Here is a 24,279-nt window from a genome sequence, read left to right as displayed (position 1 = left end):
TCAGTTCTGCATACGGTGTATTATAACAAACTTAACTGGAAAGAAGGAACCGTCCATGAATGACATCTTCAGCCGTACAAGCTCCTCCGCTTTTATAATGGCGGGCACACCGAATCAGATTAAAGCCGTGCTGGCTCAGTGGATACAGCAATATGGACGGGATATGCCACTCGCCTACGTTCTGTCACTACATAGTGATCTATCCTGCCTGAAAAAATACAAGGAGCCCTCCGCCGGGATCGACCGATCCGGGGAAAGCTCCTCTGTGTGCACCTAATAAATTTAGCCTTTGACGCTCTCTTTGATGATAGCCACAACCATTTCAGCCGCCTTAACGATATCCCCGGCTTTGATCCGTTCCTTGGTTGTGTGAATATGCTCGTAACCGATAGCCAGGTTCACCGTCGAAACCTTCAAGCCATTGAACACATTCGCATCACTGCCTCCGCCGGAATGGAACAGGCGCGGCGTGAGCCCAATGGACGAAATCGCCCGATTGGCAAGCTGGACCACAGGGTCATTCTCATTGAAGCTGAATGCCGGATAGATAATTTCACTGCGGAACTCACACTCCGCGCCATATTCACGAACAGTAGTCTCCAGTGCTTCACGCATTTGCGCCACTTGCTTGTCAACCTTCTCCTGAACAATACTGCGTGCTTCCGCGTCCAGTTGTACGTGGTCACAAACGATATTCGTAGGGCCGCCGCCCGCGAATTTGCCAATGTTGGCCGTTGTCTCACTGTCAATGCGTCCCAGCTTCATGGCCGCAATCGCCTTGCTGGCCACTTGAATGGCACTGATGCCATCCTCCGGATTAACACCTGCATGAGCCGATTTGCCAAAGATTTGCATGGTCACCTTCGCCTGTGTAGGCGCAGCCACAGCGATCGCACCAATCTCACCGTTTGAATCCAAGGCATAGCCCATATCGGCATCCAAAAGATTCGGATTCATTGAACGTGCCCCTAACAGCCCCGCTTCTTCACCTACTGTGATGACAAATTGAATTTGTCCGTGCGGAAGCTTCTGCTCCTGAATAACACGGATAGCTTCGAATAACGCGGCCAGCCCGGCTTTGTCGTCAGCCCCAAGAATAGTACTGCCGTCACTGGTAATCCAGCCGTCTTCTCCAAGCGCAGGCTTAATGCCTTTACCTGGAACAACGGTATCCATATGGCAGGTGAAGAGCAGCTTCAGTGCCTCTCCGCCATTCTCTGCGGGCCAAGTGATGAACAAATTACCGGCGCCATGTCCCGTTCTTTCCTGGGAGTCATCTTCAACAACTTCCAGTCCAAGGTCGCTGAATTTCTTCTTCAGGACATCGGCAATTTGCCGTTCATTTCCCGTCTCGCTGTCAATACGGACAAGCTCCATAAACTCCTGAATCAATCGGTCTTGTGCTGTCAATGGACTTCCCTCTCTTTCACGGATACGTTACAATAGATCTACTGGGTAACAAGCTTTATGTTCTTAACTTAAACTAATTCTAAAGGAGTCACTCATGCAACGTCAAAAATGGTTCCGCATTTTCATCTACGTGATGCTGATCGCCATGATCGCCTCTACCTTGATGGTCGTTATCGAGCCCTTCCTTGCAGGGTAATCGTCACATCTTTGCAAGCTAATTATAGCAGCCGGACCTTTCCGGCTGCTATTCGGCATTTCCTGACTCTTGTTCAAACTCCTCATATGAAAACCGGTTCAGGAAGTAAGGCACCAGCTGACGGGCAACCTTTTCAATTTCAAGGCTAACCCCCAGGCATTCCTCCAATGAAGTGACACCATACTGCGTAATACCGCAGGGAATGATGCCCTGGAAGCCCATCTGTGATATTCCCGCACTGATATTAAATGCGAACCCATGGCTGGTGATAAATCCTCTGCGGGACCGGCTTTTGTTGAACTTGACACCGATCGCGCAGATTTTCTCATCGCCTACCCATACACCCGTGTATTCCGGTTTGCGATCACCAACAATGCCATAGGAACCCAGATAATCAATGATAACCTGTTCAAGGTTACGCAGATATCCGTGCAGATTCACTTTCCCGTTTTCCCCAATAAGCAGAAGAGGATAACCCACTAGCTGACCCGGTCCATGATATGTAATATCTCCTCCCCGGTCGATTTCAAACAAGGCGATACCCCGTTCTTTCAACTGCTCGCCGCCCAGGAGGAGATGCTCGGGATGGTTCTGTGAACCGATAGTATACGTAGGAGGGTGCTGCAAAAGAATAAGCTGTTCCGGCTGGTCACCGGCATCAATAGCTTTTACTGCTTCTTTTTGCAGCTTCCAGGCACTGCCGTACTCCATCATAGGCGTGTACGAAATGGCCAGCTTGCGTGCATTCGTGATGCTCATGCCTCGACATCCCCTTTTCCCATATGTGCTATAACCTGCGCTTTCCAGACTTAGTAAAGCTTCGTCTCCGGCGTGTATCCTTCCACATTATCCTTTACCCGCTGCAGGAAACGTCCGCAAATAACGCCGTCCAGTATCCGGTGATCCAGGGACAGACAGATGTTAGCCATGGAACGCACAGCAATCATATCATTAATAACTACAGGCTTCTTCACTATGGATTCAAAGGTAAGAATCGCTGCCTGCGGGTAGTTAATAATAGGGTAAGAAAGTATAGAGCCGAATGAGCCTGTATTGTTGACAGTAAACGTACCGCCCTGCATATCTTCCAGACGCAGCTTGCCCTCACGCGTCTTGAGCGCAAGCTCGTCGATTTCACGGGCAAGACCGGCGACGTTCTTCTGATCGGCCTTCTTGATAACTGGCACCATCACAGAATCCTCTGTACCGACCGCGAGAGTAATATTGATATCGCGTTTGACGATTATTTTGTCTACGGCCCAGACGGAGTTTATGATCGGATAATCCTTAATCGCACTAACCACAGCCTTCATCAGAAATGCCAGATAGGTAAGATTAATGCCTTCTTTCCGCTTGAACTCATCCTTAAGCTTGTTACGGAGTATTACAAGATTTGTGACATCCACTTCAATCATGGTCCAGGCATGCGGAATCTCCGTGACGCTCTGGCGCATGCGGGAGGCTATTGTGTTGCGGATCGGCGTTACATCGATTAAATACTCCGAGCTGCTGCCCCGGCCGCCTTCCACCTCAATGGTTGGTATTCGTGGTGATTCACTCAGATGCAGCCCCGACTGACGAACAGGCTCCTCCAGCTCCGTCTGTACAGTCTCAAAAGCCTGCACAGGAGTAGCAGAAGCAGCAGTCTGCCTTGCCGGAGCGGATACGCCAGCTGAAGCGACTGCCGCCGCAGCTGATCCACCGGCAGCAAGAAATGCCAGAACATCTTTGCGGGTAATACGACCGCCATTCCCTGTTCCAGCTACAGCGGTAAGATCAATTCTGTGCTCAGCCGCAAGACTTTGCACAGCCGGAGAATAACGGGAGCGCATCGGCGCGTTTTCACTAACGGCAGAGACTTCACCAGTTGCAGATACAGCAGCACCTTGCGTTGCTGCTTGGTGCTCTCTTCCTGATGAATGGCTAGAGGGCACTGGTGTTTCTCCTGTACCCGTTGCATTCGAGGAAACCTCAGGTACAGCAATCCGGCAGATCACCTCACCGACACTCACCGTCTGGCCTTCCTCAGCCAATAATTCACCCATAACACCATCGATTGTCGAAGGCAGCTCGGCATTTACCTTATCTGTTATGACCTCACAAAGCGGCTCATACTGTTCTACCTGATCACCCGGCTTTTTCAGCCATTTGCCGATTGTTGCCGATACAAGCGACTCGGCCAGCTGCGGCATGGTCACATCGATCAGCTTTTGGTTGTCAGACATAAATTCACTCCTCAAAAAGTTATACGATAACGTCCTAGTATTGAGCCAACCGGAGCATTTCCGCCTTCACCTTATCCTTGCTCAGCATGAAAAACTTCTCCATCGGCGGACTAATAGGCATTGCAGGCACATCGGGACCACAGAGACGGAAAATCGGCGCATCCAGCTCGAACAGGCAATGCTCGGCAATAATAGCCGCTACCTCCCCGCCTATGCCTCCGGTCTTGTTATCCTCATGTACGATCAGCACCTTCCCGGTCTGGCGTGCCGCAACAATAATCGCTTCCCGATCAAGCGGCTGGAGCGTGCGCAAATCAAGAATATGCGCTGTAATGCCTTCCTCGCGCTCCAGCTCTTCCGCGGCCTGCATCGCAAAATGCAGCGGCAAACTGTAACCTATAACCGTTATATCGCTTCCTTGACGCAGCAGGTTCGCTTCTCCGATAGGCACCGTGTAATCTCCTTCCGGCACCTCTTCCTTGATCAGCTTGTAGCATTTCTTGTTCTCGAAGAACAAGACGGGATCAGGATCACGAACCGCCGATTTCAGAAGTCCTTTGGCATCATAAGCCGAATAAGGAGCAACAATCTTCAGTCCCGGCGTACCAAAGAAAATGGATTCCGGACATTGGGAATGATACAGTCCGCCAAAAATACCGCCACCAATCGGCGCACGGATGACAACCGGACAATTCCAGTCGTTATTGGAGCGGTAGCGGATTTTGGCCGCTTCACTGATAATCTGGTTCGTTGCCGGCAGCATGAAATCAGAATACTGCATTTCGGCAATCGGCTTCATTCCGTACATCGCAGCGCCGATGGCAACACCGGCTATTGCCGATTCCGCCAGCGGCGTATCCAGTACGCGCTCTGCTCCGAACTGGTCCTGAAGTCCTTTGGTGGTTGTGAACACTCCGCCTTTGACACCCACGTCTTCTCCAAGCACGAATACGGAGTCATCCCGCTCCATTTCTTCCTTCATCGCCAGCCGGATGGCATCGATATATTCCATAATAGCCATGGTTTACACTCCTCCTTCTGACTCGCTGTACACATGCAGCAGCGTATCTTCCGGTTTCGGGAACGGCGCACTGTCGGCGTATTCGATAGCTTCTTTTAATTCAAGATTGCACTCGGCAATCATATCCCGTTCCTGTTCATCGCTCCACAGTCCCAGGTTGATCAAGTAATTGCGGAAGCTTGCCACGCCGTCCTTCTTCCAATTCTCGTCTACCTCTTCCTTCGTCCGGTAGGCCAGATCATTATCCGAAGTGGAATGCGGGGACAGACGATACATCATCGCTTCAATCAAAGTCGGACCTTCACCGGCCAACGCCCGCTCACGTGCTTCCTTGACCACACGATAGACTTCCAGCGGATCATTCCCGTCAACGCGAAGACCCGGAAACCCGTAGCCAAGCGCCCGGTCGCTAACCTTGCCGCCAAGCTGGCGGTGCGCAGGGATAGAAATCGCATACTGGTTGTTCTGGCACATAATAATGACCGGCAGCTTATTCACACCGGCGAAATTACAGGCTTCGTGGAAATCGCCCTGGTTGCTGGAGCCTTCTCCAAAGGTAACAAAGGAAACAAACTTTTTCTTCTGCATCTTGGCGGCCAGCGCAAATCCTACCGCATGCGGCACCTGCGTGGTCACCGGACTTGATCCGGTCACTATACGCAGACGCTTGCTGCCGAAGTGTCCCGGCATTTGCCGTCCGCCGCTGTTCGGATCTTCCGCCTTGGCGAACACCGACAGCATCAGCTCCCGTGTCGTCATCCCGACGGTAAGCACAAAGGCATAATCCCGGTAATAGGGTAAAAAATAATCGTTTTGCCGGTCGAGCGCAAATGCCGCTCCTACCTGCGCAGCCTCCTGGCCGATGCCGGAGACATGAAAATTGATTTTGCCTGCCCGCTGCAGCAGCAGACTCCGCTCGTCGTATTTACGCGCAAGCAGCATATATCTGTACATATCTATGACCTGTCCGTCGCTCAGACCCAGCTGTTTATGCCTATTAACCGTTTCTACAGTACCTTGGGATTCCATATTGAGAGGTACCTCCTTATTCATAAAGCCTCAAGCCTTGGTCCGGCAGAGCATTTCAGTCAATACTGATCTGATCTTATAACCTGGTACTAAGACTTGGCTTGAGTTTATTATAATCCCTTTACTCCCAAAAAGAAAAGCCGATTTGATCACATCCCGATAGCCCGTCCATCCACAGCCAGCATCGCCTCGCCGATAATCTCCGAAAGTGTAGGATGAGCGTGAATCGCCTCCCCAATCTCCCATGGCGTAGCGTCCAGCAGCTGAGCAAGTGCAGCCTCGCCGATTAGATCGGTCACATGAGGTCCAATCATCTGTACACCGAGAATATCTCCGCTGCTGCGATCCGCGACTACTTTGACGAACCCGTCCTTCATGCCGTATACAATCGCTTTTCCGATAGCGGAAAAAGGGAATTTGCCTGTCACCACATCATGACCCAGTGCCTTGGCTTCCTTCTCTGCATAGCCGACACTTGCCACCTCCGGGCGGCTGTAGACACAACGGGGAACCAGATGGGTATGGTACGGATGAAGGGTCTCTCCGGCCAGATGATTCACGGCTCTGATACCCTCATGACTGGCTGCGTGGGCCAGTTGAAGGCCTCCTATACAATCTCCGATAGCGTAGATATGCGGCTCATTCGTCTGCATATTCGAATTCACGGATATAATGCCCTTCTCGAAGCGGATATCTGTATTCTCCAGACCTATATTATCGACATTGGCCTGCCTTCCTACGGAAACCAGCAGCTTCTGCGCCGACAGAGTCTGGCTCTGTTCTCCTTTACGCGCTTCAATAGTCACTCCGTTCTCCGTCACTTTGCAGGTGCTGCTGTCAACGGAAGTATCCGTCAGTACCTTGACACCGCGTTTCTTCAGAAGACGCTGAAGCTCTTTACCCACCTCTGCATCCTCGAACGGCAGCAATTGTCCTGCGGCTTCCACAACCGTAACCTCGACACCGAAATCAGCGAGCATCGATGCCCATTCCACGCCGATTACCCCGCCGCCAACAATAATCATGGAAACAGGCAGCTCTTCCATAGCCAATGCCTCTTCACTGCTAAGAATAGCTTTCCCATCCGGTGCAAGACCGGGAAGAACGCGCGGACGTGATCCTGTTGCAATGATCAGATGATTAGATACCACCGTCTCCATCTCACCGTCCTCAAGCTCCACGGCTACCGCACCGCTGCGCGGGGAGAAGATAGAAGGGCCGGTTACGCGTCCCTTGCCTTTAATGACTTGAATCTTGTTTTTGCGCATCAAATACTGCACGCCCTGGTGAAGCTGCTCAACAACCGCTTCCTTGCGACGCTGCACCTTCGGAAAAACCAGCTTTACGCCGGATGTCTCGATCCCGTAGCTCTCGCTTTCGCTAATTTCAGCGTATACCTCCGCACTGCGCAGCAGCGACTTGCTGGGAATGCATCCGCGATGCAGACATGTTCCCCCCAGTTTATCCATTTCTATGACGACGACTGACTTCCCCAGCTGAGCGGCGCGGATCGCCGCCACATATCCCCCGGTTCCTCCGCCAAGCACCGCCACATCACATGAAATTGTCATGAATATGTATCCTCCAGTTCATTACAGATAAGTTCATCTTAACGTACTATATTGTACTCCCTTTTGACCACATTACAAAACATACAAACGTCATATGCCAAATGGACTTTTTGAGAACAAAGCGTTATCATAGGGTTGAATAAAAAGGGCTCAGAGGGGTAGGGAAACTTATGAAACTGCTAATTTCACGCTTCATCGCTATCCTTATTCTTGTAATTCCCGGCTTGCTTGCCATGAAGGGCTTCCTCATGATGAAAGACGACATTTTCAATTATATATCCATGCACGGCGACGATACAGTAACACCGGTCTTTGCCTGGCTCCATTTCGGCGGCGGTCTCATCCTCTTCGCTGCAGGAATGACCTTCCTAGGCGGCTGGATTCTTACCCGTGACCGCAAGCGCAACTACGTGGGTCCCCGCTTTAAGGAGAAAAAGAAGCCTAAACAGGTACCGCCGCCTGAAGCGACTTCTTAAATACGTCAACAGCCTTCCCGATAGGAAGGCTGTTATTTTTTTGGATCAACACCAGAATCAGTGCTTGACAAAATGTTGCATGCTGGTGTAAGCCGATTCGAGCCATTAGGCGGACTGCATAGCCCTAATATGAACGAAACTGTCAAGCGCCGCTGTAGCAACTCCGTTTTTGGCGCACTTAAACAAACCTATCAATAGACGTCTTTTAAAGAGAGCCCCCTTTTTCCAAAGGGGTTGACTCTGAGTGTGATTTCTTTCCTTACACATTAGGGAGGGAGCATGTCCTTAGCTTGGAGGCAAAAATCATTCGCTGGTCGGCATCCTGATATTCGTGGGTTTACACATGGTATTAATCCATCTGAAGAGCCTGCCGCTAACTATTTTCGTCCATCGTTCGCAAGCAAACGGGCACAAAGGGCTTCCGCGGCGTTTCTCTTCACCTTGCTCGATTCTGCCTCCAAGGTAAGTCATGCTCCGGCTTCCTGGCATTCATCTCCTTTCCTTTAGGGAGTGATTTTTCAGTGGTATACAGCGTCACATTGCAGTAGACGGACGGAGAGGGTTACCCGGCAAGCTTGGACTCCGGGACGGGGTTTCGGTCGTCCATCTCCAAAGCTCGGGCAATCGCCCATACAAATCCGGCAAGCTCCCGGGCAATGGCGGCTACGATCTTCGATTTGTGCTTCCCTTTTCCCAGCATGTTCATATATTTGCGGTGCAACCGGTTCTGTGCCTCCCAGGCCATCCGCTGCACCTCCGGCGGCAGTCCGGTGATCCGCTCGCGCAGTTTGCGGCGCACTCCCGGCGAGTGCCGGTAATGGTGGGCAGCTTCGACCAGCACCCGTCGCAAATGCGCATTACCGGCCTTGGTCAGCTTCCCCTGACTGCGGCTCACGCCGCTGGAGTGCTCGCTGGGCACCAGACCACAGTAACTCATGAATGAGGGGGCGCTGGCAAACCGCGTCACGCTGACCATCTCCGACACCAGCGTCGTGGCGGTGAGTGTAGCCACCCCTCGCAGCGCCTGAAGCGCTTCAATAAGCGGCGCCTGCGCATGGGTGTGGGAGAGAAGCTCGATCTCTTTTTCGTAACGCCGGAGTCGTTCTGCCGTTTCTCGAATGCTCTCCCGGTATTCCTGAAACACCATACGGTGGCAGGGACTCTCGAAGCGGAGGGTGTCCAGCCACTCTTCGTAGGCGAAGGTCCATGCCTTGACCTTGCTTGGGGGAGCGAGCTGCAAGCGTAGCAGAAACTTGCCCATGCGCTGCTTGTGGCGGTTCATATCTTCTTTTGCGTCCTCCCGGGCTCGAACGAGATCCCGGAGAGCTTCCTCCTCAGGGGATGGGATGTAAACACCGGTCAGCTCGCCGGCACGAAACAGCTGAGCCAAACGCAGCGCATCCCGCTTGTCGGTCTTGATTCGGTCGCCGGCCCGCTGAGGGATGAGGGAGGGAGCGACAACCGTACAGGAAATGCCGGATTCCAGCAGCCAGCGGTGAAGCATGTACCCGGTGGGCCCGGCTTCGTAGCAGACTTCCAGTTCCGCTCTGGATTCTCCGGAACCTTGCAACTGCTGCAAAAGCCTTAGAACACGTTCCCTGGTATGTTCGATAATCCCCCAGAAGCGGGGTTCGCTTCGGCCCTCGTCCGCGATGGCTACAGCAATTTTGGCTTTGGATACGTCTAATCCAATATACTTTTTGGCGATACTCATTAGTAAACCGACTCCTTTTTGTTTGTTAGCTCTGAATTGGAATCTTTGAGCCATTCACTCTTAGGATTTCCATTTCAACCTACGAGATAAACAAATTGCGATGTCGGTTTCGTTCATGATAACTATTATCGGCTGATGTACTAAAGGAGAACAGAAGCGGACTGAGGTGCAGCTAATTGTGGATTCAACGCCTTCTTTAGTCCGCTTTCAGCTAAATAAGGGCTCCTCTGTCCGCCAAAACGAGCCATTTTTCAGGAAAATTCCAGTTGTATAAATCTGGGGATTTACTCCACCGCCAGCCTCGAATGACCCGCCACCAGCTCGCTATACAGTCCTCCCTGCCGCAGCAGTTCCTCATGCGAACCTTGCTGTAGCAGGCGCCCTCCTTGAAGAACAAGAATCCGGTCTGCCGCCCGGATCGTATTCAGCCTGTGGGCAATGACGAAGCTGGTCCGCCCCTTCATGAGCGCCTGCAAGCCCTCCTGAATTTTGACTTCCGTCACGGTGTCGATGCTGCTTGTGGCCTCATCCAGAATAAGCATGGCCGGGTCGGCAAGAATCGCTCTTGCAATCGCCAGCAGCTGCTTCTGCCCCTGGCTAATGCCGCTTCCGTCTGTAGACAGCATGTGCTCATATCCATCCGGCATACGCATAATAAAAGAGTGGGCATTGGCCAGTTTAGCCGCTTCTTCGACCTCTTCATCCGTAGCATCCAGCCTGCCGTAGCGGATATTGTTACGGATACTTCCTTTGAACAAAAAAGAATCCTGCAGTACGAACGCCATATGTCCACGCAGACTTTCGCGCCGGATAGAGGTAATATCACGCCCATCAATAGTAATCCAACCCGCATTCGGATTATAAAAACGCGATAGCAAGCCGATTAGCGTCGTTTTCCCTGCTCCTGTTAGACCGACCAATGCAATCATCTCACCGGGCTTCGCCACAAAGCTAATATCATGAAGCGTATCCCCGTTTCCGTCATAGGAAAAGGATACCCGGGAGAAATCCACCTCACCCTTCACGGTTTCCAGTGTAAGAGCCGCACCCTCATCCTTCGCCTCGGTCTCTTCATCCAGCACCTCAAAAACTCTCTCCGCGCCGGCTATCGCCGACAGCAGACTGTTCCACTGGTTCGCCAGATCATTTAACGGGCGGGTGAACTGGCGGGTGTATTCGACGAACACGATAATGACCCCGACCGTAATCGATCCTCGAATGGCCAGAATGCCGCCGACACCGGCAACAATCGCAAAGCTCAAATTATTCAGGCCGTTCATAAGCTTGGGAATAAAGCCGGAAATAGCTTGCGCCCAATAGCCTGACAGCATAATCCGGTTGTTCCGTTCACGGAACCCGCTGATCACCCGATCTTCCTGCGAAAAGGCTTTAATAATGCGCTGGCCCGACAGCGTCTCTTCAATATAACCGTTCAACTCTCCCATATTCCGCTGCCGTTCCTTAAAGAGCGGACCGGTTCTTCGCGTAATCCAGCGCATCCCGAAAGCCATTAAGGGCACCACGATAAACGTAAGCAGTGTCAAAAGCGGACTAAGCCACAGCATTACGGAAACTGTCCCCAGCAGCGTCAGGATACTTGAAAATATCTGAATCGCCGAACTGTTGAAGGTAGAGCTGATATTCTCAATATCATTGGTAAGCCGGCTCATAATCTCTCCCTGCTGCCGCCGGTTAAAGAATGAAATGGGCAGTCTATGCAGATGGGAGAACAGATCGGTGCGCATCCGGTATACGGTCTCCTGGGCAATCTCGATCATCCATATATTTTGCAGCCACGAAGTCAGGGAAAAGAAGATGTACACAAAGGCCAGTCCTATTAAAAAGGTTCCCCATCTTCTGCCACCCGTGCCTTCCAGAAACTCATCCACCGCCACACCGATCAGATAGGGGCCTAGCAGCGCCAACAGGGAACTAAGCACCACCATGAACATCACCAGACTCAGCTTTGCTTTCCGCTTCGCAAGATATTTCCAGATCCGCTTCAGCGTGCCGGACCAATCCTTTGCCTTTGCCTTCGCTTTAGGCTTTCGGCCGGAGGCCAGCCCTAACTTGCCTTCACCCAGCTCAAACGCCGGCCTCGGGTGGCGAAAGGGCTCAAGTAATGCTTTGAACATGCTGGACCTCCCCGCCTGTCTGTGATTTGTAAATCGTCCGGTACAGCGCGGAGCTTCCCATCAGCTCCTTATGGCAGCCTTTCGCGATCAATCGCCCTTCATCCAGCAGCAGAATCAAATCCGCAGACGCCGTGGAGCTGATCTTTTGTGTAATCAGAAACGTGGTGCAGGACATCTCTTTCAGAGCTTCCAGCAATGCCCCCTCTGTTACGGCATCAAGCGCACTGGTGCTGTCATCAAGAATGAGTATGGCCGGGTTTCTCACCAGAGCTCTGGCAATGGTCAGACGCTGCTTTTGACCGCCAGACAGGTTAACCCCCCGCTGCCCGAGCTTTGTGTCGTATCCGTCCGGCAGTCCTTGAACCGTCCCGTGAATTTGCGCCGCAGCTGCAGCCCGTTCGATCTGCTTACGGGTTGCATGCTCATTCCCCCAGGCAATGTTCTCACGCACCGATCCCGTAAAGAGCAGCACTTCCTGGGGGACATAACCAATCGCATGCCGAAGTCTGGAAATGTCCATATCACGGGTATCTGCTCCGTCTATCCGGATCACTCCGGTATTTCCCTCATATAAACGGGGAATAAGTCCGACAAGCGAAGATTTCCCCGAGCCGGTTGCACCCATAATCGCGATCCGTTCACCGGGGGAAGCTGTAAAAGTAATATTCTCAAGTACGGAAATATCACTTCCTGGATACCGGAAGCTGACCCCTTCGAATTCAACCCGGCCCTGAATCGGCTGTTCATTAACAGGCTTGGCTGACTTTGCTGCACTCACACTAACCGTGGCATCCGCCAGCTCCGCTCCCTCCGCGAAAACTTCACCTATCCGCTGAGAGGAAGCGTGGGCTCTTGAGAAGGTCACCACTATCCAGGATAACGCCGAGAGCGCCCCAATCGTACGCAGTGAGTAGTTGATTACAGCAACAGTCTCACCCAGCGTAGCCTTGCCGGCAGAAATCTCAAGCCGTCCAAACCACAGCACCGCCAGTATGCCTGCATTCACAATCAGCAAAATGAACGGCATCGTCGTTTCCGTCAACCGCAGTGCGGACACCGTGGTTCTCATCAAATGGCCGCTAAATGCTGCGAAACGCCCCATCTCATGAGTCATCCGGACAAAGACGCGGATTAACCGGATGCCCGTAAGATTTTCCTGAATGACTCCATTGACCCCATCAAGCCGGCTTTGGACATTACGGAATAAGGCTGAGGCCTTTTTCATCATCCAGTATAAAAATACGGCCAACACAGGAACCGTAACCGCCAGAAGCAGCCCGAGCTTTACATGCACAACCACCGCCATGATTACACTGCCCATCACCACAAGCGGTACCCGGGTCATGAAGCGCAAGCTCATAAATATCGTATCCTGCAGCTGCGAAACATCACCGGTCAGCCGTGTAATCAGGGAAGAAGCGGCAAAACGGTTAAAAACCTCATACGAGAAGGATTGCACCCTGTCATACAGCTTGTCCCTGAGATCGAACGCAAAGCTCTGACTGGCATGCGAGGCAAAAAATGAACTTAGAATTCCTGCTACAAACGCTACTACAGCGCTCGCTACCAATATGCCGCCCCACAGCCATACGACGGAGGAATCCCCGCCCTTTATACCTTCGTCAATGATTTTGGAGATCAGGAGGGGCTGAGACAGCTCCACAGCAAGCTCAATCAGCATCATCACAAGCGCGGCAACAGCGGCCACACGGTATTTTTTTAGAAAAGAGAAAATAAGACGCATATGCGTTCCTCCGACCGGACGACCCACTCTCCGAAGATGTTACTTATTCCGTTTGCGATTCTTATGTTATTCCTGCAGTGCATCCCGCAAACGGCTGGACATCATGGAAGACTGTCCCGCCTTCAGGGCGGCTCTTCGCAAAGCTTTGTTACTACGGGCTGCTTCTGTCAAATCTGCCAGCAATTCCTCGAGCAAGCCCTGCACCTCCGGCGATAACTTCTCCTCTGCCATAAGTATGTTCATGCGTATTTGATATTGATTCAGTTTCTCCTCCAATGCAAATCTTCCTTCCTGCAATTGTTCATAAATTTCATTATAACATTTCCCCGTATGTTTTCGCTGGCTTAGCGGGACAGGAATATGATACTCTAATAAGGTCGCATTTTTCGGATAACTATTATTTTGTCATTAGGGAAAGGACCGATGAACAGTGGCACAGTTGTTTTTTAAATACGGAGCTATGAACAGCGGCAAATCCATTGAAATCCTCAAGGTAGCCCATAACTATGAAGAGCAGGGCAAGTCGGTGCTCATCTTTACTCCTTCCATCGATAACAGAGACGGGGTCGGTTTTATCTCCTCACGGATCGGTCTGCGCAAGCAGGCAATCCCCATTGATGAGAACACGGATATATACGGCATCGTCAGCAGCAACATGCCCAAGCCTCACTGTGTGCTCATTGATGAGTGCCAGTTTCTGAGCAAGGACTGCATTCTCCAGTTGGTCCGCATAGTAGATGAGCTGAATATTCCGGTAATGGCCTTCGGATTAAAAAACGATTTTCAGAACAACCTTTTTGAAGGCAGCAAGTATATGTTGATTTACGCTGATAAAATCGAAGAAATGAAAACCATCTGCTGGTTCTGCGAGCGCAAAGCAACTATGGCCCTCCGTGTGGAAAACGGCAAGCCTGTATACAGCGGCAAGCAAATCCAGATCGGCGGAAATGAAGCCTATTATCCCGTTTGCCGGAAATGCCACAAGAATCCACCACTATAAAATACACAAATAAAGCATTCCGCAACCAGCTAATCTGGAGGGAATGCTTTTTTGTTATAATAGTCTATTACGCCTCACTATTCCGTTATTTCAAATACCGCTCCCGTACAGCTTTATAATGAACCAGCATTTCTTTCAAAGTGAACCTCTAAAACCTGCCGGCATTTACGTACTCATTCTCCTTGTAACCGGCCAGTGGGGTCTCATCTCCCCTTGCTATACGCAAGAGGCGGTAAGACATAATCCGATCATTGTCCGTCAGATGCCCAATCAACCAGTTCCCCATCCTCAGGCACCAAAGCCACATACTTCGCATAAAAATCCCCGTATTCATTTGTTTCAGGACGCTGATCCATGGTAAAAAACCCTTCCGATACAATTTTCAAGAAAAATTTGGCGAAAAGTGTCATTTCCTATTGTTGTATTTTATTACCTTAGGTATAATAATTGCAAGATTAAGAGTAAATTAATCGTTTTCATCGGGAGTGTATGCATGTTGGATTTTTTGCTTTTTATGGTATTTTCGGTTTTGGAAAGTTCTGCATTATTTTTTCTCGCCTTCAAAATATTCAAGATTGATTTGTATTCGAAAGAAATTATATTTGCAGGTTTGATTATGGGCTTTTTCTCTTACATCATCAGACATAACTATGGATTAGCTGTAATTGATGTGCTTTCACAATACATTCTGGTCTTTTGCTTTTTTTGGCTTTTGTTTCGAATTCATATATTCTATGCAGCAATAATGACTGGTATGGCTTATCAAGCCTACATGTTAATTCAATCCACTCTTTATTTAATTATGAACATAACAAGGATATATGGACTGCATATTTCCGGAATATCTGTAGGAACTTATCTTTTGCAATTCTTTTCGGCCCTGACAGCCTATCTACTCGGTTATTATATTGGATATAAACGGAAAGGCTTTGATTTCATCCCGGATAAACCTGATGGGAAGATTGCTATCGGCAAACACGAAAAAATACTGCTTGCTTTAACTGTTCCTTCAGCTTTTGTTGTTGTGTTGATGTTGTATTTTTTCGAAAATTTATATCAGCACTTCTTTTTAATTCCACTATTTTATGCCTTGCTCTTGTTCGGATATTTATATCTTTCCAACAAAAAGGACCGTGGTGATGAGTATTGAACTTCTTGGCTAGCAAGATTTCAATCGCAATTAAACGAGTGAATCCGGAACAAACCTGCTCCATCGAAATTATGCAATATTCCTTGAATATCATTTTAAATACAATACTGGCGTTTATAGGATCTGCACTGATAGGAATTCTATTAAATAATTTACCTGAGACCATGTTATTTATTGTTAGTTTTTCAATACTACGCCTATGTTCTGGAGGCTTTCATCTAAAGACTTCGTCCGCTTGTAACATAGCTACAATTTTGTTATGTTCCCTCACTCCATATTTCTTTAGCATCACGGGGAATACGGGTTGGATTATAAATGCTATCAGTCTGGTTATAATGATTCTCTTTGCCCCTAATCCGGACAAGAACGCTCAAATTCCACGCACATTGTATCCTAGACTGAAGCTATTTTCAATTCTACTTGTAGGTTTAAATTTCTGGTTCGGTTCGGCTGTAATCGGACTGGCATATATCGCCCAGTCTTTAACAGTTATTCCTTGGAATAGGAGGTTATAATAATGAGAAAATCATTCGCTAAACACGCTTCTTCAGTTCTTGAAGCATCCGCTCGTTTCTTCATTTCCATTATGAAGATAGGTTTGCACAGCCCAGAAGCCCCAAAAGAATTGCGGAAGTAATAAACAAGGATGGGGAAAACATGCGTGTTCTACTAAAAGACGGTTCCTCCCGAGATATCAGCGAGGAAGAAATATTGTATTTCTCTAATTACAAGAATACAATATTCGTCCATACGAAAGAAGGCGAATTTGTTCTCCCCACCACACTTTCCGATCTTTTCACAGCTTATGGGAGTAAGGGATTCGAACGTCTTGACCGCAGTAATGTTGTCAATACCAATAATATTGACGGATATGATTCCGAACGGAAGCTTGTTTCTTTTAATAAAGGAGCGCAGTTTACCACCGTCTCGGAATCCAATGAGCTGCGAATCAAAAAATACTTAGCTGCAAACAAAAACAACCCGTTATCTAAGGGCTGTTGACAAAATGGGTTAGGGATTTCTCTCCCTAACCCATTTTGTATTTTTTCTCTGTTCTGTCATCCATACGTTTGTTTACTTCCGGAAGTCAATGTACGCCTAATTGAACGGGTTTTCCAATGAAATCTCCTTTTTTGAAATGGTAGATGGTACTACCATTTTTCAAAGAGAGGTTTCTTTTTTACTACTTTTGGGACACCCGCTTTCATATCCCTCCAGAAGAAGACTTTGTCAACAGACCCAACTAAGTAGGTCGTTTTTTTCGAAATCAATCATTGTCCCATATTATCCATCATTTGTAAAGATAAATTCACAGGATGAATGGCAGGAGACATAACGCCTCCTAAATGGTACCATTTGGAAAGGATGTATATGAAACATATACTTATTTACATATGGAGGGATCTAATGAATTATCATTTCCATCCTTCGCCGCGCCCCTCATCTCTTGAGCTGTTAACTGACGAGCAAATATTGAACATTTATGAATTGGCGGTGCAGGCCAAGGCTTCTCTTGATTTTATACAAATTATTGAAGGCGTTTTATCAAGCAGACAAATTAACATTCCTGAAGTAGAACCTGAGGTTTACTCGGATCATCCCTTGTAAAATCTATATTAATTACATATACGAGCTATTAGAAAAGCAGATTTCTGAATCTGTTTTTTTAATTCTAACTTTAACTCTTGCTTTGCTATTTTTAATCTTATTTTTGATATGATTCCAATGACAATGTAATTAGGTGAAAGGGATTGTTGCTAATAACTCGGGGGAATATTTTAGCGGTTATCATAAATTAGCATCACATTAAGAAGACATTTTAATTTTAATGTATCATGTTTTATCCTTTTCGGAGTACACGAGTACCTATACAAAAGTTTCTTTGCCAAAAGAATAATAAATTGTCTGCTTATTACTTTGTACTTCAATATAATCAAAAAAGCCACCTCCGTCAAAGAAGTGACATTTCTACTTATTCGCTTGCAGCACTTTCGGTGTCGTTCTTAATGACGCCTAAATCAATACATTCTTTATGTCTTCTTTCTACTAGTTGCATTCTTTCTGCGGGTAGAATGTATTTTTTCTGAATCAACAGTTTCTTTCCTATAGAGGTTACTTGAGCCATGTTAATGTAACTTTCTTCCCCAGTAATTTCTTTTGGAAGACGAACAAATAAAGAATGTTTATCTGCAAGAAGTAGTTTATACCAATCTTGTGTACAATGATGGTCTTTAATTGTAACAATCTTGGCTACTAAAACATCTGGATAATATATATCTGCGCACAATTTATCAGAAGTTAAAATAACAACTTTTCTTCTTTTAAGTGGGATGACTACATTATGAGTAGAGAGCTTACTTGTATCATTTATGATAGAAGTTATAAAACCTTCATTTTCACTGCCCTCATTATGTACAAAAAAATCGAGTGGCCTGTCGGGAACAAAAGGAACCCATGCCTCAAATATGTTTTGTTTTTGAATACCAGACCACTCATCATAGTCTGAAAATTTTAATCCATCCAAATTAAATCCCCCACATATTTAATCGTCATCCCTCATTGATTCCATGCTTTCTCGTCTATCTTTTTCGCTCATTCCGTGGAAAGGGACAGCCTTGTACGGATCAGTTTTTTTCTTGGTGGTTTTAATTTTTGAAGGATTTCCAATCACGTAAAGTTTAGGCGCAGTTGCTCCCATGTCTTTTCCCTCCTTATTCTTTCTTTTCATATATAGCACCTCCTAGTTTTATACTAGAAGATGTTATATGCGGAGCCTATCGAAACATAGCACACACGTTAATAGAATCTTTCCCTAAAAAATATCCATAATCGACAGGTATAAAAAATAGAATGTCTGTATACCCTATATAATAGGGAATTATAACAAAGTGAGGTTTATTCAATTGTAACATAAGTGGGGTAAATTGTAACATTAATTTACCCTAAATTTTGAAACACTATAATAAGATGAGTTTTTGAGAGTGTAAATTAAGAGTCCGAATTAGAAGAAAATAGATGAGATAATCGAGGTTACTTTTTGATGTATTTCATGTCCATTTATAATTAAGCATTTTATATTAATAAGCCCATGCTGTGCAAGGGATTTTAAGCACAAAAAGGACTTCATGCCGTGGAGCGGATGGACAATACCGCCAAGGTATTCCCTGGCGCTCGTGGCCCATTGTAAAAGTCGACACGTTGAACGGTTGCTACGTATACTTGAATTCGACTTCCTTTTTCGTTACCCATGTGGACGTCGGTTGGACTGATCGATCAACAGCGCCGCCATCCTCGCGTACGAAATAGGGTTCAAGACGTTCTTTGTTATGTCCGTTTGCTGATTAGCCATCATATCTATATGCGTGGATGTAGATATAATTAATTTGGTAATAGAGCAAACATATCTCTAGCTATTCTTAAGGCACAGCTACAGACATAATCCTGCTCTAAATCATATTTTGTTGTTTTGTTTTCCTACAAAAACAAACCCAATAAACCAAAAAGGTTTATTGGGTTTGATGGGAAAAATTTATTGGCTTCAAAACAAGTTTATCATTTTTCACATACTGGCTGTAAACAGCCTCCATAACCCGCAACGCGTTACACTCAACGCCCCTAACCCTTTCAAGAAACCTTATGCTCAATCCGCAGCTTGTCGGCTACCATGGCAATAAATTCCGAGTTGGTTGGCTTGGATTTGGAGATATTAATGGTGTAGCCGAACAGGTGAGAAATGCTGTCGATGTTGCCTCTCGTCCAAGCCACCTCAATGGCATGCCGGATGGCTCGTTCCACACGTGAAGGCGTTGTCTTGAATTTCTCGGCAATGGCCGGGTAGAGGGTTTTGGTTATAGCCCCAAGAATTTCGATATTGTTGTAAACCATAGTAATGGCTTCACGCAAATACTGATACCCTTTGATATGCGCAGGAACGCCTATCTCATGGATTATTGACGTAATATTAGCGTCGAGGTTCTTGCCCTTGGAGAGCGGCACAACGTTTGATTTCATAGAGGTATAGTTATTCATGTTGGAGGATGAAGTGACACTGCCCGGGGTTCCCACCAGTTGCCGTACACGGTTGGCCAGAACCTCCATATCGAAGGGCTTCAGAATATAATAAGATGCTCCCAACTGCACAGCTCTTTGAGTGATGTTCTCCTGACCGAAAGCGGTCAGCATGATGATTTTAGGCGCTGGATTCAAATCCATGTCACGAAGGCGTTCCAGAACGCCAAGTCCGTCTAAATGCGGCATGATGATATCAAGGATCAGCACATCCGGGACTTTACGGGCACCGCTCAGCATATGAAGAACTTCTTCCCCATTATACGCTATACCCGTCACGGTCATATCTTCCTGCTCGGAAATGTATTCGGCAAGCAAATTTGTGAATTCCCTGTTATCATCGGCCAACAACACTTCAATATTCTGCACTGGCTGCTTCCTCCTTATTGTCTCTTCTCTCCTTTACGATTTCGACATGCAAATCTAAATTCCTTCTGTCGAAAATTATTTTTCTTTATTTTTTTTCGGGGTTAGATTATAATTGAATATTTTATTTCATGATTCGATTTTGTTCGCTCCCCTTCGACAAAAAATCTTAAGGCTAGACCGCCTTAAGATGTGGGGAAATCATATTCTGCTGATGAAGCACGCCAGAGTCTCTAAGCATCCACTCGATAAAGCAGCCATAACCGGACTTCGGATCGTTCACAAAAACGTGGGTAACGGCACCAATCAGCTTGCCGTTCTGGACAATGGGACTTCCACTCATTCCTTGAACGATTCCTCCGGTCTTATCAATGAGCCGGGAATCGGTAATCCGAAGCACCATGCCCTTGGTTGCAGGCTGCTGCTGCCGGGCTACGTGAATGATCTGAACATCAAACCGCTCAACCTGCTGCCCGTCCACCACGGTGAGAATTTGAGCCGGACCTTCTTTTACCTCGCTGCCCATGGCGACAGGAATTGGCTCCTGGTATAGACTGTGTTCCGGATTTCGGGTCATTTTGCCAAAGATACCAAATTGCGTATTACTTTCTACGTTACCAAGCACCTGGCTTTCCTTCAGAAAAATGGCCCGCTTCTCACCGGGATCACCGTCCTGGCTTTTAGAAATGGAGGTTACACTGGATTGAATGATGTGCCCGCTCCCCACCACAATCGGGGTGCCTGTGTTCATATCTGTAATCACATGCCCGAGAGCTCCATAAACGCTTTGATTCGGGGCATAAAAGGTAAGAGTCCCAACACCTGCTGCTGAATCACGTATATACAAACCAAGCCGCCACACATGATCATTGCGGTCATAAGCCGGCTTGAGCTTGGCTATCCGCTCTTTTCCTCCACGCTTATAAGTGATGGAAAGGTAAGCATCCGTTTTACCGGCGTGTTCTACAAGTTTAGCCACTCTGGACACTTCATCCAGCTTCACTCCATCAATGGAGATCATTAAATCCCCAGGCAGTAATCCGCAGTTCTCCCCGGGCGAAACCTTGGATTGCTTGGATACTTCAACAAGATGATGTCCGACAATCAAGACACCCGCAGATTTTACCTTCACGCCAATGGTCTGGCCTCCGGGGATTACTTTTAACTCCGGGTTGGGACTCTCCTCGGTGGCTGAAATCCCTGCCGCTTTTGTGTCTATACCCAGCGAGGAGGCCGAGCTTCGGACCGTTCCCGTTACACCTGATAAACTGAGAAAGAAGGCAAGTAAAAGGCCTGGCATCAATTTCCTGAGGTTAGGCTTCAATGGCTGTCACGCTCCCTTTAGCTTCTTTCGCTTGACGAAAAAGGTGGTCGCCAATTGCGTACCTATAAGATAACCTTGCCCCCAGGCTTTTATTACTGTCAATCATTGTCCCGGCTAGCTTGCAGCCGCCTTGCTGGCCTCAGCCAAATTGAGCATTTCCTGAGCGTGATGCAGCGTTTTTTCGGTGATTTCCACGCCTCCGAGCATCCGTGCCAGCTCCATAACCCGTCCGTCTTCTGACAAGGATTCCACTTCGGTCATAGTTCTTCCGTCTTCCACCTTTTTACGGATGAGGTACTGATGATCCGCCATACAGGCCACCTGCGGCAAATGGGTTATAGAGAACACCTGGCAAGTGGAGGACAGCTTGTACAGCTTATCCGCAATGGACTGGGCAGCACGTCCGCTCACGCCCGTATCCACTTCATCAAAGATCAGCACTGGGATAGCATCATGGCGGGCAAAAATGCTCTTCATTGCCAGCATAATCCGCGAAAGCTCTCCACCCGAGGCGATTTTGCCAAGGGGCCTTAAAGGTTCTCCCGGATTCGGGGAGATCATAAATTCTGCGCTGTCTATCCCTTGTCGGGTAAGACGTATCCGCCGGTCTTGATATTCGATGCCCCGCGGGTCCTCCAGCGTTTCCAGCTTCACCTGAAGTGATGTCCGTTCCATTTGTAAATCCTTTAGCTCGCCCTCCACCTGACCGGCCAAATCTCCGGCACACTGCTGCCTGGCTTCACTCAGTCTTTTCGCCGCTTCCATCAATACACTCAGCAGCCCATCGCGCTTCAAAGTTAATTTTTCCAGATATTCATCTTTATTTTCCAGTAAGTCGGTCTCCCGGTAAATTTGATCGTAATACTCCAGAATTTGCTCTATGCTGTCCCCGTATTTTCGCCGCAGTCCCGATATCAGATCCAGACGGTTCTCTATGTCCTCCAGACGCTCCGGATTAAATTCTATATCTTCACGGTAATCGCGGAGCTGAAACGCCGCATCCTCCAGCTGGTAGTACGAGGACTGCAATTGCTCCAATATAGGCTTCAATCCTTTTTCATCGTACCGGACCGCATCTTCCAGCTTAGATATTACATTTCCAATGGACTCCAGCCCTTGCCGATCATAGAGAAGCTCATACGCACTGGAAACCGACTCCATCATTTTCTCGCTGTGGGATAGTTTGACCCTTTCTTCTGAAAGTAATGCATCCTCTCCCGTTTTTAGTGAGGCAGCAGATATCTCCTCCAGCTGAAAGCGGTATAAATCAAGCATCTGATAGCCCTTTTGGCTGGATTCCTGCAGCTCACGCAGTTCCTTCTCCACTTTGGCAAACTCTGAATACCTCTCCTGATATACAGATTTAAGCGGTCCTATGATTTCTTCTCCGTATGTATCAAGCAACCCTAAATGCCTCTCCGCCTTCAAAAGATTCTGGTGCTCATGCTGCCCATGAATATTGACCAGCTGTTCGCCAATTTCCCGCAGCATGCTGAGGTTCACCATTTGGCCGTTTACTCGGGAGGTGCTTTTCCCCTGTGCAGTCAGCTCACGGCGGATGATGAGATGTTCTTCTTTTTGCGCACGAATACCGAGCCGCTCCAGCGTGTCCCATACAGGATGACTATCCGGTAAACTGAAAAGCGCTTCCATCTCTGCCTTCTCGCAACCATAACGAATAGAATCTGCAGAGCCGCGGCCTCCGGCAATGAGTCCCAGCGCATCAATTACTATGGATTTGCCGGCGCCAGTCTCCCCCGTCAATACATGAAAACCAGGATAAAAGTAAACATCCACAGCCTCAACAACAGCAAGGTTGCGGATGGCTAATGTTTCTAACACGTATACAACACCTCCGGAAAGATGATAAACAAATGAAATGAATGGAGTTTAGGATATATAGCCCATAATTTGGGAAATTACGTTCTTGCTGTCTTCCGGCTGTCGGCAAATGATAAGAATGGTGTCGTCACCGGAGATCGTACCCATAATTTGCGGCCAATCGATACTATCAATCAAGGCTGCAACGGAATTTGCAGTTCCCGGCAGGCATTTCATAACCACCAGGTTACCCGAAAAATCGATTTGCACGAAGTTGTCCACCAGTACCCTTTTCAGCTTTTGGGTCGGATTGTAGCGCTGGTCTGTCGGCAGTGAATATTTATATCTGCCGTCATCCATGGGTACCTTAATGAGAAGAAGCTCTTTAATATCACGCGATACTGTGGCCTGAGTAACCTGAAACCCGGCATTGCGAAGCTCTTCTACCAGCTCGTCCTGCGTTTCAATATCATGGTGAGTAATAATCTCACGAATTTTAATATGCCTTTGTCCCTTCATTGTTGCCTCCCGTAATTAAAAAATAAGGTTAATCTGATTCACCGTCGTCTTTTCCGAGCTTAATAAGACTAACCTTCGCTGTTAAAGCATTCACGTACAATACTCCACCGCATTCCGGATACAGCAGCAGATAGGGCAGCAGGGTATCGCGTATTCCACTTCCTGTCCACTCCAGCTGCTTCCGGGGCCTTTCAAGCATTACGAGATAAAGGGTACCATCATCCGCAGAAGCGATGTAATCAATATATAACCTGCTGTAAAGTGCCGTTCCATCTGCATTGAAGGACAGCGGAACACGCAGCTTGCCGCCGATAACCTCATATCCGGCTGACTCCAGTATACTCAAGGCCGGATGAGGAAGGATCTCTTTATTGATTGGAATAGTTTCCTTCATGAAAGAACGCGGGGAACTCTGAAGCCAAATATATATCCGGTAGATCAGCCAAATCGACAGCGCTGCCCCAATCAGCATCATTACCGTCTTGTCGGAATTTCCCGTCATTACAATCA

At 47.9% G+C, this 24,279-nt stretch carries 25 protein-coding genes; 8 read left to right on the top strand and 17 right to left on the bottom strand.

Annotated elements, in window-relative coordinates:
• Window positions 1-55: 55 nt before the first annotated feature.
• A complete protein-coding gene (locus PaeBR_RS10360) occupies window positions 56-277 on the top strand; it encodes a hypothetical protein (protein ID WP_410514727.1) in 222 nt (73 codons plus the stop codon).
• A 5-nt stretch (window positions 278-282) separates the two neighbouring features.
• Here the strand turns inward: PaeBR_RS10360 and PaeBR_RS10355 are convergent, their stop codons facing one another.
• Window positions 283-1,410 carry a tripeptidase T gene (locus tag PaeBR_RS10355; RefSeq protein WP_410514726.1) on the bottom strand — a complete coding sequence of 376 codons (1,128 nt, stop codon included), beginning with the start codon at window positions 1,408-1,410 and terminating at the stop codon, window positions 283-285.
• A 94-nt stretch (window positions 1,411-1,504) separates the two neighbouring features.
• On the opposite strand from PaeBR_RS10355, the gene prli42 reads away from it, so the two are divergent.
• Window positions 1,505-1,606: a stressosome-associated protein Prli42 gene (prli42, locus tag PaeBR_RS10350; protein WP_410514725.1), complete on the top strand. Its 102-nt coding sequence runs from the start codon at window positions 1,505-1,507 to the stop codon at window positions 1,604-1,606.
• Between the two features lie 48 nt (window positions 1,607-1,654).
• Here the strand turns inward: prli42 and lipB are convergent, their stop codons facing one another.
• The 5 genes from lipB to lpdA all read right to left on the bottom strand — a co-directional run bounded on the left by lipB (window position 1,655) and on the right by lpdA (window position 7,452).
• On the bottom strand, window positions 1,655-2,365 hold the full coding sequence (gene lipB, locus PaeBR_RS10345; RefSeq protein WP_410514724.1) for a lipoyl(octanoyl) transferase LipB: 711 nt from the start codon (window positions 2,363-2,365) through the stop codon (window positions 1,655-1,657).
• 50 nt (window positions 2,366-2,415) lie between these two features.
• Window positions 2,416-3,831 (bottom strand): dihydrolipoamide acetyltransferase family protein, encoded by a 1,416-nt coding sequence (locus PaeBR_RS10340; RefSeq protein WP_410514723.1) that lies wholly within the window; start codon window positions 3,829-3,831, stop codon window positions 2,416-2,418.
• A gap of 34 nt (window positions 3,832-3,865) precedes the next feature.
• Entirely contained in the window at window positions 3,866-4,852 is a 987-nt protein-coding gene (locus tag PaeBR_RS10335) for an alpha-ketoacid dehydrogenase subunit beta (RefSeq protein ID WP_410514722.1), read from the bottom strand.
• 3 nt (window positions 4,853-4,855) lie between these two features.
• The gene (locus PaeBR_RS10330; protein WP_410514721.1) at window positions 4,856-5,881 is read right to left on the bottom strand and encodes a thiamine pyrophosphate-dependent dehydrogenase E1 component subunit alpha; all 1,026 of its coding nucleotides are present in this window, start codon (window positions 5,879-5,881) and stop codon (window positions 4,856-4,858) included.
• A 149-nt stretch (window positions 5,882-6,030) separates the two neighbouring features.
• On the bottom strand, window positions 6,031-7,452 hold the full coding sequence (gene lpdA, locus PaeBR_RS10325; RefSeq protein WP_410514720.1) for a dihydrolipoyl dehydrogenase: 1,422 nt from the start codon (window positions 7,450-7,452) through the stop codon (window positions 6,031-6,033).
• A 170-nt stretch (window positions 7,453-7,622) separates the two neighbouring features.
• Here lpdA and PaeBR_RS10320 point away from each other — a divergent pair, with 170 nt between their 5' ends.
• Window positions 7,623-7,928, top strand: coding sequence for a DUF2627 domain-containing protein (locus PaeBR_RS10320; RefSeq protein ID WP_410514719.1), 306 nt, complete (start codon window positions 7,623-7,625; stop codon window positions 7,926-7,928).
• 562 nt (window positions 7,929-8,490) lie between these two features.
• On the opposite strand, the gene PaeBR_RS10315 is transcribed toward PaeBR_RS10320, so the two are convergent.
• The 4 genes from PaeBR_RS10315 to PaeBR_RS10300 all read right to left on the bottom strand — a co-directional run bounded on the left by PaeBR_RS10315 (window position 8,491) and on the right by PaeBR_RS10300 (window position 13,797).
• Entirely contained in the window at window positions 8,491-9,642 is a 1,152-nt protein-coding gene (locus tag PaeBR_RS10315) for an IS110 family transposase (protein ID WP_410512566.1), read from the bottom strand.
• A gap of 284 nt (window positions 9,643-9,926) precedes the next feature.
• Entirely contained in the window at window positions 9,927-11,777 is a 1,851-nt protein-coding gene (locus tag PaeBR_RS10310; RefSeq protein ID WP_410514718.1) for an ABC transporter ATP-binding protein, read from the bottom strand.
• On the bottom strand, window positions 11,758-13,521 hold the full coding sequence (locus tag PaeBR_RS10305) for an ABC transporter ATP-binding protein (RefSeq protein ID WP_410514717.1): 1,764 nt from the start codon (window positions 13,519-13,521) through the stop codon (window positions 11,758-11,760). Before PaeBR_RS10305 ends, PaeBR_RS10310 begins: the two co-directional genes overlap by 20 nt.
• A 66-nt stretch (window positions 13,522-13,587) precedes the next feature.
• Window positions 13,588-13,797 carry a hypothetical protein gene (locus PaeBR_RS10300; protein ID WP_410514716.1) on the bottom strand — a complete coding sequence of 70 codons (210 nt, stop codon included), beginning with the start codon at window positions 13,795-13,797 and terminating at the stop codon, window positions 13,588-13,590.
• Between the two features lie 154 nt (window positions 13,798-13,951).
• Between PaeBR_RS10300 and PaeBR_RS10295 the strand changes: the two genes are divergently transcribed.
• From PaeBR_RS10295 to PaeBR_RS10275, 5 genes are all read left to right on the top strand, one after another.
• Window positions 13,952-14,521: a thymidine kinase gene (locus PaeBR_RS10295; RefSeq protein ID WP_410514715.1), complete on the top strand. Its 570-nt coding sequence runs from the start codon at window positions 13,952-13,954 to the stop codon at window positions 14,519-14,521.
• 493 nt (window positions 14,522-15,014) lie between these two features.
• Window positions 15,015-15,671 carry a hypothetical protein gene (locus tag PaeBR_RS10290; RefSeq protein ID WP_410514714.1) on the top strand — a complete coding sequence of 219 codons (657 nt, stop codon included), beginning with the start codon at window positions 15,015-15,017 and terminating at the stop codon, window positions 15,669-15,671.
• A 38-nt stretch (window positions 15,672-15,709) separates the two neighbouring features.
• Window positions 15,710-16,186, top strand: coding sequence for an accessory gene regulator B family protein (locus tag PaeBR_RS10285; protein ID WP_410515145.1), 477 nt, complete (start codon window positions 15,710-15,712; stop codon window positions 16,184-16,186).
• A 142-nt stretch (window positions 16,187-16,328) separates the two neighbouring features.
• A complete protein-coding gene (locus PaeBR_RS10280; protein ID WP_410514713.1) occupies window positions 16,329-16,673 on the top strand; it encodes a LytTR family DNA-binding domain-containing protein in 345 nt (114 codons plus the stop codon).
• A gap of 405 nt (window positions 16,674-17,078) precedes the next feature.
• Window positions 17,079-17,279 (top strand): hypothetical protein, encoded by a 201-nt coding sequence (locus PaeBR_RS10275; RefSeq protein ID WP_410514712.1) that lies wholly within the window; start codon window positions 17,079-17,081, stop codon window positions 17,277-17,279.
• A gap of 364 nt (window positions 17,280-17,643) precedes the next feature.
• Here the strand turns inward: PaeBR_RS10275 and PaeBR_RS10270 are convergent, their stop codons facing one another.
• The 7 genes from PaeBR_RS10270 to PaeBR_RS10240 all read right to left on the bottom strand — a co-directional run bounded on the left by PaeBR_RS10270 (window position 17,644) and on the right by PaeBR_RS10240 (window position 24,271).
• The gene (locus PaeBR_RS10270; protein WP_410514711.1) at window positions 17,644-18,195 is read right to left on the bottom strand and encodes a PemK-like protein; all 552 of its coding nucleotides are present in this window, start codon (window positions 18,193-18,195) and stop codon (window positions 17,644-17,646) included.
• Window positions 18,196-18,213: 18 nt separating this feature from the next.
• Window positions 18,214-18,399 (bottom strand): hypothetical protein, encoded by a 186-nt coding sequence (locus PaeBR_RS10265; protein ID WP_410514710.1) that lies wholly within the window; start codon window positions 18,397-18,399, stop codon window positions 18,214-18,216.
• An 896-nt stretch (window positions 18,400-19,295) separates the two neighbouring features.
• Window positions 19,296-20,108 (bottom strand): sporulation transcription factor Spo0A, encoded by an 813-nt coding sequence (gene spo0A / locus PaeBR_RS10260; protein ID WP_410514709.1) that lies wholly within the window; start codon window positions 20,106-20,108, stop codon window positions 19,296-19,298.
• A gap of 172 nt (window positions 20,109-20,280) precedes the next feature.
• Entirely contained in the window at window positions 20,281-21,405 is a 1,125-nt protein-coding gene (gene spoIVB / locus PaeBR_RS10255) for a SpoIVB peptidase (RefSeq protein WP_410515144.1), read from the bottom strand.
• Window positions 21,406-21,543: 138 nt separating this feature from the next.
• Window positions 21,544-23,271: a DNA repair protein RecN gene (gene recN, locus PaeBR_RS10250; RefSeq protein WP_410514708.1), complete on the bottom strand. Its 1,728-nt coding sequence runs from the start codon at window positions 23,269-23,271 to the stop codon at window positions 21,544-21,546.
• A 48-nt stretch (window positions 23,272-23,319) separates the two neighbouring features.
• On the bottom strand, window positions 23,320-23,769 hold the full coding sequence (gene ahrC, locus PaeBR_RS10245; RefSeq protein ID WP_410514707.1) for a transcriptional regulator AhrC/ArgR: 450 nt from the start codon (window positions 23,767-23,769) through the stop codon (window positions 23,320-23,322).
• 28 nt (window positions 23,770-23,797) lie between these two features.
• A complete protein-coding gene (locus PaeBR_RS10240) occupies window positions 23,798-24,271 on the bottom strand; it encodes a hypothetical protein (protein ID WP_410514706.1) in 474 nt (157 codons plus the stop codon).
• Between the last annotated feature and the right edge of the window lie 8 nt (window positions 24,272-24,279).

It is taken from the genome of Paenibacillus sp. BR2-3 (genome assembly GCF_046529485.1).
Classification (GTDB): Bacteria; Bacillota; Bacilli; order Paenibacillales; family Paenibacillaceae; genus Paenibacillus_AQ.
This window is presented reverse-complemented; position numbering and strand designations above follow the sequence as displayed.

Bases quoted from the DNA above. Each gene is read 5' to 3' on its own strand.
- PaeBR_RS10360 (WP_410514727.1), top strand. From the start codon at position 56: ATGAATGACATCTTCAGCCGTACAAGCTCCTCCGCTTTTATAATGGCG.
- prli42 (WP_410514725.1), top strand. From the start codon at position 1,505: ATGCAACGTCAAAAATGGTTCCGCATTTTCATCTACGTGATGCTGATC.
- lipB (WP_410514724.1), bottom strand. From the start codon at position 2,365: ATGAGCATCACGAATGCACGCAAGCTGGCCATTTCGTACACGCCTATG.
- PaeBR_RS10340 (WP_410514723.1), bottom strand. From the start codon at position 3,831: ATGTCTGACAACCAAAAGCTGATCGATGTGACCATGCCGCAGCTGGCC.
- PaeBR_RS10335 (WP_410514722.1), bottom strand. From the start codon at position 4,852: ATGGCTATTATGGAATATATCGATGCCATCCGGCTGGCGATGAAGGAA.
- PaeBR_RS10330 (WP_410514721.1), bottom strand. From the start codon at position 5,881: ATGGAATCCCAAGGTACTGTAGAAACGGTTAATAGGCATAAACAGCTG.
- lpdA (WP_410514720.1), bottom strand. From the start codon at position 7,452: ATGACAATTTCATGTGATGTGGCGGTGCTTGGCGGAGGAACCGGGGGA.
- PaeBR_RS10320 (WP_410514719.1), top strand. From the start codon at position 7,623: ATGAAACTGCTAATTTCACGCTTCATCGCTATCCTTATTCTTGTAATT.
- PaeBR_RS10315 (WP_410512566.1), bottom strand. From the start codon at position 9,642: ATGAGTATCGCCAAAAAGTATATTGGATTAGACGTATCCAAAGCCAAA.
- PaeBR_RS10310 (WP_410514718.1), bottom strand. From the start codon at position 11,777: ATGTTCAAAGCATTACTTGAGCCCTTTCGCCACCCGAGGCCGGCGTTT.
- PaeBR_RS10305 (WP_410514717.1), bottom strand. From the start codon at position 13,521: ATGCGTCTTATTTTCTCTTTTCTAAAAAAATACCGTGTGGCCGCTGTT.
- PaeBR_RS10290 (WP_410514714.1), top strand. From the start codon at position 15,015: ATGTTGGATTTTTTGCTTTTTATGGTATTTTCGGTTTTGGAAAGTTCT.
- PaeBR_RS10280 (WP_410514713.1), top strand. From the start codon at position 16,329: ATGCGTGTTCTACTAAAAGACGGTTCCTCCCGAGATATCAGCGAGGAA.
- PaeBR_RS10275 (WP_410514712.1), top strand. From the start codon at position 17,079: ATGAATTATCATTTCCATCCTTCGCCGCGCCCCTCATCTCTTGAGCTG.
- PaeBR_RS10265 (WP_410514710.1), bottom strand. From the start codon at position 18,399: ATGAAAAGAAAGAATAAGGAGGGAAAAGACATGGGAGCAACTGCGCCT.
- spoIVB (WP_410515144.1), bottom strand. From the start codon at position 21,405: ATGCCAGGCCTTTTACTTGCCTTCTTTCTCAGTTTATCAGGTGTAACG.
- ahrC (WP_410514707.1), bottom strand. From the start codon at position 23,769: ATGAAGGGACAAAGGCATATTAAAATTCGTGAGATTATTACTCACCAT.
- PaeBR_RS10240 (WP_410514706.1), bottom strand. From the start codon at position 24,271: ATGACGGGAAATTCCGACAAGACGGTAATGATGCTGATTGGGGCAGCG.